This is a genomic window from Virgibacillus aidingensis (genome assembly GCF_010994035.1).
GTDB lineage: Bacteria > Bacillota > Bacilli > Bacillales > Amphibacillaceae > Virgibacillus_N.
The window spans coordinates 163,226-178,061 of record NZ_WIXN01000007.1 but is presented as its reverse complement, the minus strand read 5'-3'; the positions used below and the strand labels follow the sequence as shown (position 1 = coordinate 178,061).

The 14,836-nt window shown below is 45.7% G+C and carries 11 protein-coding genes and 1 pseudogene; all 12 read left to right on the top strand.

The features are described from left to right. Nucleotides 1–305: 305 nt before the first annotated feature. The 12 genes and pseudogenes from GHD25_RS08200 (at nucleotide 306) to GHD25_RS08145 (ending at nucleotide 14,622) form a co-directional block, all read left to right on the top strand. A complete protein-coding gene (locus GHD25_RS08200; RefSeq protein ID WP_164215897.1) occupies nucleotides 306–1,622 on the top strand; it encodes an FAD-binding oxidoreductase in 1,317 nt (438 codons plus the stop codon). After that, a pseudogene (locus GHD25_RS08195) lies at nucleotides 1,623–3,001 on the top strand ((Fe-S)-binding protein). Nucleotides 3,002–3,042: 41 nt separating this feature from the next. Then, nucleotides 3,043–4,509, top strand: coding sequence for an FAD-linked oxidase C-terminal domain-containing protein (locus GHD25_RS08190; RefSeq protein WP_164215913.1), 1,467 nt, complete (start codon nucleotides 3,043–3,045; stop codon nucleotides 4,507–4,509). 89 nt (nucleotides 4,510–4,598) lie between these two features. Next, the gene (locus GHD25_RS08185) at nucleotides 4,599–5,381 is read left to right on the top strand and encodes a fumarylacetoacetate hydrolase family protein (protein WP_164215896.1); all 783 of its coding nucleotides are present in this window, start codon (nucleotides 4,599–4,601) and stop codon (nucleotides 5,379–5,381) included. Nucleotides 5,382–5,748: 367 nt separating this feature from the next. Beyond that, a complete protein-coding gene (locus GHD25_RS08180; protein WP_164215895.1) occupies nucleotides 5,749–7,512 on the top strand; it encodes an L-lactate permease in 1,764 nt (587 codons plus the stop codon). A 241-nt stretch (nucleotides 7,513–7,753) separates the two neighbouring features. Then, entirely contained in the window at nucleotides 7,754–8,134 is a 381-nt protein-coding gene (locus tag GHD25_RS08175) for a CynX/NimT family MFS transporter (RefSeq protein ID WP_164215894.1), read from the top strand. Nucleotides 8,135–8,231: 97 nt separating this feature from the next. Beyond that, the gene (locus tag GHD25_RS08170; RefSeq protein WP_164215893.1) at nucleotides 8,232–8,507 is read left to right on the top strand and encodes a DUF485 domain-containing protein; all 276 of its coding nucleotides are present in this window, start codon (nucleotides 8,232–8,234) and stop codon (nucleotides 8,505–8,507) included. Between the two features lie 3 nt (nucleotides 8,508–8,510). Further along, nucleotides 8,511–10,049: a solute symporter family protein gene (locus tag GHD25_RS08165; RefSeq protein ID WP_164215892.1), complete on the top strand. Its 1,539-nt coding sequence runs from the start codon at nucleotides 8,511–8,513 to the stop codon at nucleotides 10,047–10,049. Further along, entirely contained in the window at nucleotides 10,046–11,809 is a 1,764-nt protein-coding gene (locus GHD25_RS08160; RefSeq protein WP_164215891.1) for a LytS/YhcK type 5TM receptor domain-containing protein, read from the top strand. Before GHD25_RS08165 ends, GHD25_RS08160 begins: the two co-directional genes overlap by 4 nt. Next, entirely contained in the window at nucleotides 11,806–12,564 is a 759-nt protein-coding gene (locus tag GHD25_RS08155; protein WP_164215890.1) for a LytR/AlgR family response regulator transcription factor, read from the top strand. The genes GHD25_RS08160 and GHD25_RS08155 overlap by 4 nt, the downstream gene beginning before the upstream one ends. Before the next feature lie 172 nt (nucleotides 12,565–12,736). After that, nucleotides 12,737–13,087, top strand: coding sequence for a DUF485 domain-containing protein (locus GHD25_RS08150; protein WP_164215889.1), 351 nt, complete (start codon nucleotides 12,737–12,739; stop codon nucleotides 13,085–13,087). Next, nucleotides 13,087–14,622, top strand: coding sequence for a solute symporter family protein (locus GHD25_RS08145; RefSeq protein ID WP_164215888.1), 1,536 nt, complete (start codon nucleotides 13,087–13,089; stop codon nucleotides 14,620–14,622). The genes GHD25_RS08150 and GHD25_RS08145 overlap by 1 nt, the downstream gene beginning before the upstream one ends. The last annotated feature ends 214 nt before the right edge of the window (nucleotides 14,623–14,836 follow it).

The window sequence follows — 14,836 nt, the reverse complement described above, 5'->3', positions numbered from 1 at the left end:
ATTTTTGCTGTACTACAACAGAAGGAAAGTATATCAGTTAATTAAGTTAATTTAATTAAGGTATTTTATCATTTACTGACCAGACACACGTACAGTATGTAAATTAAAAGGATAACCTGGAACAGGGGACCCGGGCGACTCCGGATACTTGCACCGCCGGTAAAATTGGGGACTGGCGTGCATGCATTTGCTGCCGTAAGGAGAGGCAGCACGAAAAGCCCGTCCCTGTCACTGACCGGGAGCGGCGTTTAATGCTCAACTGCACACCAATAAAGGTTATTCTGTCCAAAGGGGGGAGATTTTACATGTTTTACTCGAACAAAGAAGATGTATTGCCGGCAGAACAGGTCAAAGCCGGCAATGATTCGTCACATTTGCTTGGCAATAGCGGAGTACAGACGATGGAAGCTTATTCTGAGAAGGATATTTCCAGCGTGCTCGCGTATGCGCATGAAAATGATAAAACGGTTCATGTCATATCCGGCGGCACAAAACGGGGATTTGGCGGGGAAATGGAGCAGGCGGATATTTTGTTATCGCTTGCAAACTGCAAAGGTATTGTGGAACATTCTGCCGGCGACCTTACGATGACTGTCAGACCTGGCACCACATTAAAAGAAATTACAGACGAACTTTCAAAAAGCGGACAGTTTGCCGCACTTGACACACCCTGGCCGGAAATGGCGACGATTGGCGGTATTATTTCTGCAAATGACAGCGGTCCCAAGCGGCTGCTTTATGGATCTGCGAGGGATCTGGTGATTGGGCTGAGAGTTGTTTACCCGGATGGCAGGGTAATTCGTACAGGTGGGAAAGTGGTTAAAAATGTAGCGGGTTATGACATGAATAAGCTTTTTATCGGTGCTATGGGTACCCTTGGTGTCATCAGTGAAATTACAATCAAATTACGCCCGCTGCCAAAATATGAAGGTTTGTCTCTGCTTCATTTTTCCAGAGGCAAAGAAAAAGAAATTCATAATTTTTCCGTGAGACTGCTGGACTCGATGATGGAACCGGCTGCACTGGAATTGTTAACACCGTCTCTTGCTGAACGGCTTATTGGAAAAAGCAGTTATACGCTGGCAATTGCTTTTGAAGACAGGGAAAAAGCGGTATTTGAACAAGAAAAATGGATAAAGGAAAACTTGCCGGACGGTGTGGAACATACCATATTGCACCAGGAAAATGCGAAAAAATGGTGGGAAGGTTTCCGTCACATCGGGCCTAATGGATATAATGATGAAAATAATGAGGCAACCAGCCGGGCTGCCCTGAAAATAGGAAGCAATAACCTTGATGTGCTGGTTCACTTGCAAGCTGCAGAACAGCTTGCCGAAGCCCATCATGTTGACGCTGCGGGACATGGCGGCTTAGGGCATGGGATTTCCCGTATCTTTGTGAGAGGGCTTCCTGAAGATATTGTTTCATACATTCATGCACTAAGAGCAAAAGCGGAAGAAAAACTTGGATATGCGGTGTGCACGCATTTGCCGTTTGCACTAAGAGAGACTGTCAGCGTCTGGGGTGATCAGCCGGGGCATTTTGCTTTGCTGGAAGGAATTAAACAAACGAACGATCCCAAGCGTATTCTTAACCGCAAACGATTTGTAGGAGGTATATAAATGAACGTGGGTGAGAAAGAAAGAGATACAGTGAACCTGGTAAATCTCCTGGAAAATGGCGGACCAGCTTGTGAAACGAAGACATTGGGAAACTATCTTTGGGATGATCTTCCCGATCCGGATAAATGGGCGGATTGCGTGCACTGCGGCATGTGCCTGGAAGCTTGTCCGACATATCAGGAAACAGGAGAGGAGCAGCATTCACCAAGAGGCCGGGTCTATTTAATTAAAGCGGTTGCAGAAGGAAAAATTGATATTAATGAAGCCTTTTCCAAGCCTGTTTTGACTGCCTTGATTGCAGGGCCTGTGAAACAGCGTGTCCGGCAGATGTTCAGGTCGGCGGCCTCATAGAGGAAGCCCGCGGGCAAATCCGCCAGGCAATACCGTTGAAAGGGATAAAAGGAAAAATGAGCAAGACGGTGTTAAATGGTATTTTCCCGAATAAGAAGCGGATGGATATGCTTGGCGGACTCCTGCGTTTTTACCAGAAAAGCGGCATGCAAACGGTCGCCAGAAAAACAGGGGTGCTGAATATCATGCCAAGCCATTTGAAGGATATGGAAGCCATTCTCCCAAAAGTGGAAAAACCAGTGCTGGGCAGATATCCGGAAGCGGTTCCTGCTGAAGGGGAAACGAAAAAGAAGGTTGGCATGCTGGCAGGCTGCGTAATGGATGTAATGTTCAGTGATGTAAACGAGGCGACCGTGCGTGTGCTCAACCATAACGGCTATGAAGTTGGCCTTCCAAAACAGCAGGGATGCTGCGGGGCACTTCATATTCATGCAGGAGACAGGGAGACAGGAAAGGCGCTTGCCAAACAAAATATAGAAGCTTTTAAAGACTATGATAAGGTGCTTGTCAATGCGGCGGGCTGCGGCTGCGCTCTCCGGGAATATGATGAACTTTTTCGCAATGACCCGGAAATGCTGCCGCTGGCAGAAGAGTTCTCGGAAAAAGTGGAGGATGTTTCCAAGTTTTTGTATGACAATAATTTCAAACGTCCAAAAGCGGAAATTAATACAAAAGTTACGTACCATGACGCATGCCACCTTGCTCACGGGCAAGGAGTGCGGGAGGAACCCAGGGAAATTTTAAAGGAAATACCGGGAGTGGAAATGGTCGACTTGCCTGATGCGGACAGATGCTGCGGCAGTGCCGGGATTTACAATCTCACCCATCCTGAGATGGCCGGAAAACTGCTTGACCGCAAGATTGATGATGTACCCGAAAACGTGGAAATGATTTCTATGGGGAACCCGGGATGCATGCTGCAAATTGCAATGGGTGTCGAGAAACATGGCCGAAGCGAGAAAGTCGTCCATACGGTCCAGCTGCTGGACTGGGCTTATGAAAAAGAGAAACAGCAATTAAAATCATAATCCGCAAGGGGGTGTTTGGTTTGTTCGGAAAGAAACGGAAAATGGAAAGACCGGATGCTGTTGTGAGGCGATTAATGGATATTGCCGGTGAAAAGGAAGTGCTTTATAAAAAAGAAGACCTCATTTCCTACGAATGTGATGGCTACACGATGTCAAAGGGAATGCCGAAAGCGGTCGTGTTTGTGCAAAATACAGAACAGGTTTCCAATGTTGTGAAATATTTGAATCGGGAAGAAATTCCGTATATTGCAAGGGGAGCAGGCACTGGACTGAGCGGCGGGGCAACTCCGCTTGGCGGGGAGGTGCTGATTAGTCTTGTCAAGATGAAAAAAATGCTCGAATTGGACCTGGAAAATAGAAAAGCTGTTGTGGAACCGGGGTATATCAACCTGAAACTTACCCAGTCCATTTCAGACAAGGGTTATTATTATGCACCTGATCCTTCCAGCCAGTATGCATGTACGATCGGCGGCAATGTGGCTGAAAATTCGGGTGGTGCTCATTGCTTGAAATACGGTGTAACGACAAACCATATATTGGGACTGGAGATTGTGCTGCCGAGCGGAGAGATAGTGGAACTGGGGGAAGAAGGCGTCCCGGACCGGCCGGGTTATGATCTCTTGGGCCTGTTGACCGGCTCGGAGGGAACGCTCGGCATTGTGACAAAAGTGACGGTAAAGGTACTGAAAAACCCGGAAGGAAAGAAAACAGTGCTCGCCTACTATGATGATATTGACGATGCAAGCCAGGCCGTTTCGGATATCATTGCTGCAGGAATTATTCCAGCGGCGCTTGAAATGATGGATGAGATCGCCATTGAAGGCGTGGAATCGGCCGCCTACCCGGTCGGTCATCCGAGGGATATTGCCGCATTTCTTCTGATTGAAGTAGATGGGATTGCCGCAGGGATTGATGATCAAATTGAAGAAATCCTTGCCGTCTGTAAAAAGAATAATGTGCGTGAGGTAAAAGTTGCCAAGGATGAAGCGGAACGCGGTCTCTGGTGGGCAAACCGCAAGATGGGCTTTGGGGCAATGGGGGCTATTTCCCCGGATTATCTCGTGCAGGACGGGGTGATTCCGAGAACCAGACTGCCGGAAGTACTTGCAAAGATTACGGAAATCAGCAGAAAGTATGAGCTGCGCATTGCGAATATTTTCCATGCAGGCGATGGAAATCTGCATCCGCTTATCCTGTATGATGCAAGCGTCCCCGGTGAAAGCGAACGTGCCTCTAAAGCAGGATCTGAATGCTTGAAGGTTTGTGCGGATGTTGGCGGATCGATTACAGGAGAGCATGGCGTCGGTATTGAAAAATCAGCAGAAATGCGCTTTGTGTTTACTGACGAGGAAATGGCCGCCCAAACAAATGTCCGCAATGTATTCAACCCGGAGGACCTCCTAAACCCCGGCAAACTATTCCCGCAGCCAGGCCGCTGTGTTGAAATAACCCAGGGGGACATGGGGACAGGTACTGTGTCCCAGGGCAAACAGAGTGCAGGGACATAGATGAAATTCGCTGTTCAATAATTGAAAAGAAGAAAAGGGGGACAGCTGGGAATCAAAGTTTTTCCCGCTGGTCCCGGGGAGGTAATGAAGTGAAATTTGCCAGATTTAAAAGACAGCATGATGAAACAATTTTATCGGGAATTGTAACAAAAAATTGTATTGAAGAAATTAAAGGAGATATATTTGCAGACTGGGAGCATACAAATCAGCTGCATAATATAGAAGATATAGAACTTTTGGAACCGGTTACACCGCGGCATATCATTGGAATCGGTGCAAATTATGCCGGCAAAACGGAGGATTTGCCTGCTTCAGCCCCTGAATTGCCCGTATTCTTTTATAAACCAACTTCCTCCATCATTGGCATCGGGAAACCGATCATTATCCCGTCCCAAATTGAAGAGGTTAAATTTGAATCAGAACTGGCTGTTGTAATTGGCGAGAAGGCAAGCCATATTTCGGAAAAAGAGGCAACAGACCATATTTTTGGCTATACGGTAGCCAATGATGTAACAGCCCCGCAGTTTTTTCATGAAGACGGCCATTGGATGGTTGGAAAATCATTTGATACATTTACACCGCTCGGCCCTTATATCGAAACAGAACTGGACCCTGAGCAAGCCACGGTGAAAGCATACTTAAACGGGGAGAAAAAACAGGATAGCCCCACTAAACTAATGATTGTGTCCATGAGGAAAATGATTGCGTATTTATCCAGTGTGATGACACTGAAACCCGGCGATGTCATATTAACCGGAAGCCCGCTTGGTGCGGAAATGATGAAAGCAGGCGATGAAATTGTATGTAAAATCGATGGAATAGGTGAGCTGCGGAACACTGTAAAACTTCATCAGCTTGTGGAACAAAGCTGACGATAAAGCAAAAATTTCATAAATCCGCACATACAAAAAGGTTATCGCAGAAAAGCCTCATCCAATAAAACATGATCGTTCTTAGTACAAAAGGTCACGCTGCTTAAAATAACCCCGTCTTTATTATAGAAGGTTTATTACTTTAAAAATAATAGAAGTATTGACATCAAGTTTTCCCGTAATATTAATGACTTCAGGCAGGATAGTTTTGAGCCATAAAACAAGCCATGCATCCACTGCCGCATCCTTTAAGACAAGGCTAACATATAAAAATAGTTAACCAAAGTCACCAGTCACCGGCAATATTAATTCTCCGCAATGCATATTGCCGGTTACTATATAAAATTTTTTTAAGGAGGGAATTAAATTGGGGGATGGAATATTAGCTATTCTGGCATTACTTCCGATTGTTGTCGTTGCCATTTTTCTCGTTGGGCTTAAATGGCCTGCAAGTAAAGCAATGCCGCTTTCCTACATCACGGCAGTTTTATTGGCACTTTTCGTATGGGATGTGGCATTTCCGCAAGTAGCTGCAGCCACTGTTCATGGGCTGATCGTAGCTGTTACGCTTTTATTTATTATTTTTGGTGCGATATTGCTTTTGAACACACTGCAGGAAAGTGGAGGACTTCATACGATTCGCCGGGGATTTACGGATATTTCTCCGGACCGCCGTGTTCAGGTGATTATTGTCGCATGGCTATTTGGTTCATTTATAGAAGGTTCTGCAGGGTTTGGTACCCCTGCAGCTGTAGCGGTGCCACTGCTGGTTGGACTTGGCTTTCCGGCAATGGCTGCGGTTGTTTCCGGAATGGTTATTCAGAGTACACCGGTTTCCTTTGGGGCTGTCGGTACGCCAATGATTGTCGGAGTAGGTACAGGAATTGATCCGCTAACCCAAATTGGTGATACTTCCGCTTTTGTATTTGATGTTGCCGCAAAAACAGCCTTGCTCCATTCGATTGCAGGATTGTTAATTCCGCTGTTTTTAGTCGGAATCATGACAAGATTTTTCGGGAAAAACAAGTCATTCAGTGAGGGGTTGAAGGTATGGAAATTTGCCTTATTTGCTTCTCTTGCCATGACGATACCTTATGTGATCGTTGCCCATTTATTAGGACCTGAATTCCCTGCCATGCTCGGCGGTTTGATTGGGTTGCTTATTGTCATCCCTGCCGCTCAAAAAGGATTTCTTATGCCAAAAGAAAAGGAAGTTTGGGATTTTGAGAAAAAAGATCGCTGGGATCCGACATGGACAGGGAAGCTGGAATTGAAACAGAGCGACATTTATGCCGGAAAAATCAGCATGTGGCGTGCCTGGTTACCTTATGTGCTGATTGCCGCATTACTACTGCTCACAAGATTGACACCGGCAGGGGACATGCTGAAAGCTGCCAAGATTGTAGTGCCGAATATTTTTGGATCAGGCATTACTTCCGACTGGGAAATCCTGTTTTCCCCGGGTTTTATTTTCATTGTTGTGTCTGTCATGACCTACTTTATCCATAGTATGAAACCGTCAGATTATGCCAGAGCGTGGAAAGAATCAGGCAAAACTATTATTGCGGCTGGTTCGGCACTGGTGTTTACGGTTCCCATGGTACAGGTGTTCCTTAATTCCGGCGGTGGAGCTGCCGGCTATCCGGAAATGCCGATAGCTTTAGCGGAAGGTGTGGCCGGTCTTGCAGGTACAGTGTATCCGATTTTTGCTACATTTGTTGGCGGGCTTGGCGCATTTGTAGCAGGAAGCAACACTGTCAGCAATATGATGTTCTCCTATTTTCAATATGGTGTTGCCGAACGTATTGCCGGAGATCCATCCTGGATGGTGGCTTTGCAGGCAGTGGGCGGTGCAGCCGGGAACATGATCTGTGTGCATAACGTCGTTGCCGCATCGGCTGTTGTCGGCCTCGTAGGGAAGGAAGGACATGTCATTCGGAAAACGCTGATTCCTTTTGTCTATTACGCCCTATTACTGGGTTCTGTCGGTTATTCAATTATGTGGACAGCGGAAAGAGGAATATTTAATATAGGAACGATTATTGCGCTCATTATCTGGGCGATCGCGATTTACATTATTGCAACAAACAACAGGCGTCTGAATGCCATTGAAAAGCATAAAACGGCATAGTTTTTTTAAAAAAATGCAGCGGGGGCAGCGTGTGAAAATTAACCAGACGGGCAGAAACATTCACACTGTGGACTGCAATAGAGATGGTGATATGATGATTTAAAGCGTGCCGGGGATCGTAACAGCAGTTGGTTTTTCCTGTCAGGAACGTTGACAGCCTGGTGAAAAGAGGTAGCGGTCTGCTATCTCTTTTCATTTGGCTGCCTGCAGGATCAATGCATGGTTAATAGGAGTGGTAGCGGTGAACATAACTGCAAAAATAAAGCGGAATAAACTGGCCGGCTGGGGAATGCTGATCGGGGTGCTGCTGATCGCTGCCAATTTACGTGCTCCATTGACTTCAATCGGAGCCCTGCTGCCTTATATCCGTGATGATTTGGCAATCAGCCATACTGCAGCAGGCAGTCTGACGACACTGCCGCTGCTTGCCTTTGCCGCTGTATCCCCGTTTGGCTACTTAATTGCAGCGATTGGTCCGGTGCTGCTGGGATTTATCCATGATATATCGGGGAATTGGATTTTTCCTTTGCTCATCGTTGGCATGATTGGAGTGATCCTGGTGGTGACCGGACTGAAAGCGGGAGCGAATAACAAGATAGCAGATAGATCCCCATTAACATAAGGGTTTACTTTTACCATAGATTAGGTTATTATTCTTAAAAGAGTAAATTTACTGATATTTACATTTTTTGTCCATGCAATTGAATGGAGGGTTAGTGATGGATGATAAGATTTCACTGATCATGCAGGAAAAGAAACGCTTTCTTTTGCCCATGCTTATTTTTTTGCTCGTTTTTTATTTCATGCTCCCATTGTCACTTGCTTTTTTCCCCGAAGCTATGGGCCGAATGAGCATTATCCCTGGGTTGTCGTGGGGATGGCTGTATACCTTCCTGCAGATTCCGATGACATGGCTTCTGGGGTGGATGTACCACCAAAAATCGAAAAAGTTTGACAGGGAGCTGGAGGAGATCAGGCGGAAGGGGCTGCAGTAAACTTTGAATCTTACATACTTTTTATTTTTTATATGTATTATCGTCTGTACGCTGATTATTACGTACTGGGCAGCGAAGCGCAGTACAACAACCAACCGTTTTTACACAACGGCAGGCAGTTTAACGGGATTTCAAAACGGCATGGCGATTGCCGGGGATTTTATCAGTGCCGCTTCCTTTTTAGGGATTGTCGGCACAATTGCTATTAATGGTTATGACGGGTTTTTATATTCCATCGGTTTTTTGGTTTCCTATTTGGTGGTGCTATTTCTGATTGCCGAGCCGGTGCATCATCTCGGAAAATATTCACTCGGAGACGTCGTCTGTTCCCGTTTTCCCGGGATCGAAATGCGCTGGATGATGGCGATCGGCACTTTTATGATTTCAATTTTCTATATGATTCCGCAGCTCGTGGCATCCGGATTTTTGCTCCGCCTTCTGCTTGATATTGATTATTCGATTTCTGTTGCAGTCATTGGCGGATTAATGACCGTATATGTGGTTTTTGGCGGAATGGTTGCCACGTCCTGGGTGCAGATTGTGAAAACGATTGTACTCATGTCGGGAACTTTTTTATTATCGCTTATCGTGTTTTCCCATTTTAACTGGAGCATGACTGACTTTATGCAGCGGGTTCAGGAGGGCACCCCGTTGGGAGAGCAATTTTTTCAGCCCGGTCATTTATTCGGGAATCCTTTGGAATTTTTATCGCTGCAGCTTGCTTTAGTACTTGGCACAGCTGGTCTTCCCCATATTTTAATCAGACTGTTTACTGTCAGAAATTCCTTGGAGGTGCGCCGCTCTTTAATGAGTGCCACCTGGATCATTGGTCTATTTTACATAATGACCCTCGTTTTAGGACTTGGCACGGTGGCCATTCTTGGTTATCACACGCTCATTGGGGCTGATGCTACCGGGAACCTGGCTGCACCGCTTCTTGCCAGGGAGGTCGGTGGTGATTTCCTTTTGGCATTTATTTCGGCAATAGCATTTACAACGATTGTTGCGGTAGTTGCGGGTCTGGTTATCTCAGCAACAACGGCATTTTCCCATGACATTTATCACCATATTTTGAAAAAGGGAAAATCGACGGAAAAAGAGCAGCTGGTTGCGGCGAGATGGACGGCGCTGGGAATTGGCCTCATCTCTACTTTGTTTGCGCTCCGGCTTGAGACGATCAATGTCACATTTTTGGTATCCATGACCTTTGTTGTGGCAGCTTCAAGCATTTTTCCCGTTCTTTTATTGACGATCTATTGGAAGCGGTTTAATAAGATTGGTGCCATTACTGGTATGCTGAGCGGATTGCTTGCATCTGTCACCCTGCTGTTGCTGGGACCGAATATTATGAATGTGGATGGCGGCTGGATTCAAAGAGAAGCAGTCATTCCCTTGTACAATCCAGGCATCATTGCCATTCCGCTTGGTTTCCTGGGAGCCATGATCGGGACCCTGGCAGCACGAAAGGAAAAAAAGGATAATGCGGAATTCAGAGAATTTTTTAAGCGGGCACAAACCGGATCAGGGAGAGAAAGCGCGTGAAAGATTTAACGATCATTTTACTGGAGCGGATCGGGCTATTATTGGTGATTGCTTTTGTGATGACCAGGACACCGGGATTTAAAAAACTGTTATACCGTGAGTTCAGCTGGAAAATGTCTATGGTGCATGCGGTTGTGTTTGGAATATTCGGCATCGCCATTACGATTACAGGCGTCATTATTACAGAGGAGACGGTTATTCGCGATTTTGTTCTGCTTCCCGTAGAAAATAACCAGCTGATCGTAAGTTCCAGTCTTGTGCCGGTGGTGATTGCCGGGCTGCTGGGCGGCCCGATTGTCGGACTCGGCGCCGGCATCATTGCCGGGGTGCATCTTATGTTTCTTGGCGGAATCGGCTGGCTTGCCAATGGGCTGGTTAACCCGCTGACCGGATTATTGGCAGGACTGACAGCAAGATTTTTTTCCAATGAACGGGTTATTTCGCCGTGGAAAGCCTTGTTTATAGGTGTTTTTCCGCCGATTTTGCAAATGCAGCTTTTACTTATTCTTTACACGCAGTCGGATCAATTGGTAGAAATTGTGGACCGTATCGGATTGCCGCTTGTTTTATCGAACAGTATTGCCATTGCCGTTTTTACGGCAATGATCGGGATTGTCTTGCGGGAACAGGAAAATGAGGCGGCTCTCGCAACGAAGCAGGCGCTCACCATTGCAGAAGAAGCACTTCCCTATTTGAAAAAAGACTTTACAACTGATGGGGCAAAAGGCATTGCCAATTTACTTTACGAAAGACTTGAGCTTGCGGCTGTATCTGTGACCAACAGCAGGGAGGTGCTTGCACACCGGGGCATTGGAAAGCACCACCATCAGCCGGGGGATCTGATTGGAGCGCCGGTTTCCCTGGAGGCAATCCGGACAAAGGAAATGAAAGTAGCCTATACAAGGGAAGGAATTGCCTGCGGTTATGAAAAATGCGCGCTGGGAGCGGCAATTGTGATCCCTATCATGGCGGGAAACCATGTGGAAGGGCTAATTAAATTTTATTTTCGGAAAGCACATCATATTTCGCCGGTCGAACTGACGATGGCACAGGGGCTCGGTCAATTTATTTCCAATCAGTTCCATGTCCTTTCCGCGGAAAAGGTTCAAGCACATATTCGGGATGCAGAGCTGAGAAATCTGCAGGCACAGATCAATCCGCATTTTCTGTTTAATACACTGCAGCTGATTGCCACCTTATTCCGGGAATCACCGGAAAAAGCACGCCATATCACGCTGCAGCTGGCACATTATATGCGGTTTAATCTGCGGCTCGTTTCCAAATCGTTAATTGAATTGGAAAAAGAATGGGAGCATGCAGAAGCATACGCATCCATCATTCAAGCGAGATTTGCCGGACGGCTGGAAATCAACTTTGAAAAGCCGGAAGACCTGTCCGGCATTTATATTCCACCGTCAACAATCCAGCCTTTAGTGGAAAACAGTATGCAGCATGGTCTTAAAGATACAACGGACCAAGGCAGAATTGAAATAAAAATTAAGAAGCTGAATGGGGAGATTGCCATTATGGTGCGCGACAATGGATGCGGATTTCCGGAGCATATACTGGCTGATGCAAGTCATACACCTTTACAAGGGATAAAAAATGGGGGCACCGGAATATACAATGTGAATCAGCGTCTCATCCGCCTGCTGGGGGACAGTGCTCAAATAAAGATACGTAATTTGCCTGCAGGCGGCAGTGAAGTATATTTTAGAATACCGGGAACGACTGAAATGGAAAGGCGGGCGATACCATGAAATTGCACGTAATGATCGCTGAGGATGAATTAATGGCAAGGAAGGAATTATTGTATTTGCTGAAAAACGAAAAAGATATCGTGCTTGCCCCGCATGCTGAAACCGGTGAGCAATTGATTGAATTGTATTCGGCGCATAAACCGGATGTCATTTTTCTCGACGTGGAAATGCCCGGTTTAACCGGAGTGGAGGCTGCCAGGTATATTACGGAAAGATCGGAAAGTCCGGCTCCGCGTTTTATTTTCACGACTGCCTATGATGAATATGCGCTCGATGCATTTGAAATAGAGGCAGTGGATTATTTGCTGAAACCATACGAAGAAACGCGGTTCCATAAAGCCATGTCACGAGTCCGCAACAGTATGCGCATGGCCGAAAAAAACAGGTTCAAAAATGATCCGTCCGTTTCAAACGGTTCAGCACCTTCCAGACTGCTCATTGATGACGGCGAGAGAATGGTGGCCTTATCGCCCGATTCTATTTATTATGCCGTGCCGAGTAAACCAATGCTGGAAATCCATACAGCGGATAAAGTGCTCTACAGCAGGATGACATTGCAGGAACTGGAGGAAAAGTTATCAGGATATGCTTTTTTCCGTGCCCACCGCAGCTATTTGGTCAATTTAAATCATATATTGGAAATCACTCCGTGGTTCAATGGAACGAGCAATTTAACGCTGAAGGATAAAAATAAAACAAAAATTCCCGTCAGCCGGACAGCAAGCAAAGCCATTCTGGAAAAGTTTAAAATCTAACCATTCGCCATGATATAAATACCATTCAGGTATAAAAATCAACCGTTTATCCTGACTTTGTCCTGCAAATCGCTAAAAACTTTATAATACGCAGTAAGCGCTTACAGACAAGGTCACTTGTCCCTTTTGTAAGTGCATTCTATGAAAAGGATAAACGAGGAGGATGGTTTTTATGAGTGCTCAACACGACTATGCTGAAGATTTACGGGATAAAAAGGTCGATTACGAAGCGGTCGAACAAAGCAGCCAGTTTAAGCGTTTTTTGGACAATAAGAAAAAGTTCATTGTGCCTTTTACGGTTTTTTTCCTTATTTTTTATTTCACGCTTCCTGTATTAACATCGTACACCACGTTTTTAAACACTCCGGTATTTGGTGATATATCATGGGTATGGATCTTTGCCTTTGCCCAATTTGTGATGGTTTGGGTGTTATGTACCATCTATGTAAGGAAAGCGGCTTCCTTTGATAAGAAAGCACAGAAAATCATTAATGAGCAGATAAATAAAGGGGGCCGAACGTAATGGATGCGACTGTTATTGTACTATTCCTTGCTATCGTTCTATTAACCCTTGCCATTACGTATTATGCAGCCAAGAACACAAAATCAACGGGAGATTTTTACACCGCGGGTGGCGGCCTGACCGGCTGGCAGAACGGCCTGGCCATTGCTGGGGATTACTTATCGGCAGCATCATTTCTTGGGATTGCCGGTGCTATCGCCTTAAATGGATTTGACGGTTTTTTCTACAGTATAGGTTTTCTAATTGCCTATTTAGTTGTGTTGTTTTTAGTTGCTGAACCATTAAGGAATCTTGGTAAATATACGCTTGCTGATATGATCAATTCCCGCTTTGATGCAAAAAAGGTGAGAGGGGCAGCGGCGCTCAGCACGATTACGATTGTCTTGTTTTATATGATTGCACAGCTTGTTGGTGCGGGGGCGCTTATTCAGCTGTTATTCGGCATCGATTATTGGATTGCTGTATTAATTGTCGGAGTGATGATGACAATTTACGTGCTGTTTGGCGGAATGATTGCAACCAGCTGGGTACAAATCACAAAAGCAGTGCTGCTTATGGCTGGTATGATCGTTATTTCCTTTTTGGTCCTGTGGCATTTTAATTTCAATGTTTCGGCGATGTTTACCGAGGTCAAGACAGCGACAAGTCATGGTGCTGATTATTTAAAACCGGGCATACAATATGACAACGGAATAGGTACGATTTCGCTGATGCTTGCCCTCGTGCTTGGTACTTCCGGCCTGCCGCATATCCTGATGCGTTTTTTCACGGTAAAGGATGCAAAAACAGCCAGAAGCTCAGTTGTAGTGGCAACATGGACAATTGGTATTTTTTATGTGCTAACATTGTTCCTTGGCTTCGGTGCAGCAGTATTTGTCGGAGAAAGCGGCATTTTGGCAGCGAATCCCGGCGGGAATATGGCAGCACCATTGCTTGCACAAGCCATAGGAGGAAACATTTTATTTGCTTTCATTTCTGCTGTTGCGTTTGCTACGATTCTGGCAGTAGTGGCAGGGCTTGTTTTATCGGGTGCTTCTGCCTTTGCCCATGATATTTATGGTCAAATTATTAAAAAAGGAAAAACAACGGACCGAGAAGCCATGCTGGCAGCACGTTATGCAGCACTTGGGGTGTCGGTACTTTCCATCGTGCTCGCATTGGGTGCACAAACTTTAAACGTGGCATTTCTCGTATCCCTGGCATTCTGTATTGCAGCCAGCGCCAACTTACCGGTTATTTTGTATACCGTTTACTGGAAGCGGTTTAATACCACTGGGGCAGTGACGGCCATATTGTTCGGATTGATCTCGGCTTTGGTGCTCGTCTCCATGAGTCCAAGTGTATTTTCACCAGTGGAAGGAGCGGCCTTATTTGTGGGCAATCCAATTTTCCCGATTGAAAATCCGGCCATTGTCAGTGTGCCGCTAGGATTCCTTGGAGGTTACCTGGGAACCATATTCTCCAAAGAGCAGGATTTAAAACGATACGCGGAAGTAAAGGTGAAAGCACATACTGGCTATAGGGAGACGAGTTAAAAGTTTGCAGGCTCATTGTCGGTAAAAACTGCAATTCCAGCATTATTTTACATTTAATCCGACAGGAGAAGCCTGTTATCTATTTATTGGCATATTGCTCAAAGAGTTGCATACTTTCTAAAAATATTATAAAATTTGTAATCAATGAACTATTGTTTAGATTTTAAAGGTTGTGAGGGCCGCCGGTTTTATAGGTGATCGGCAGTTTTGAATG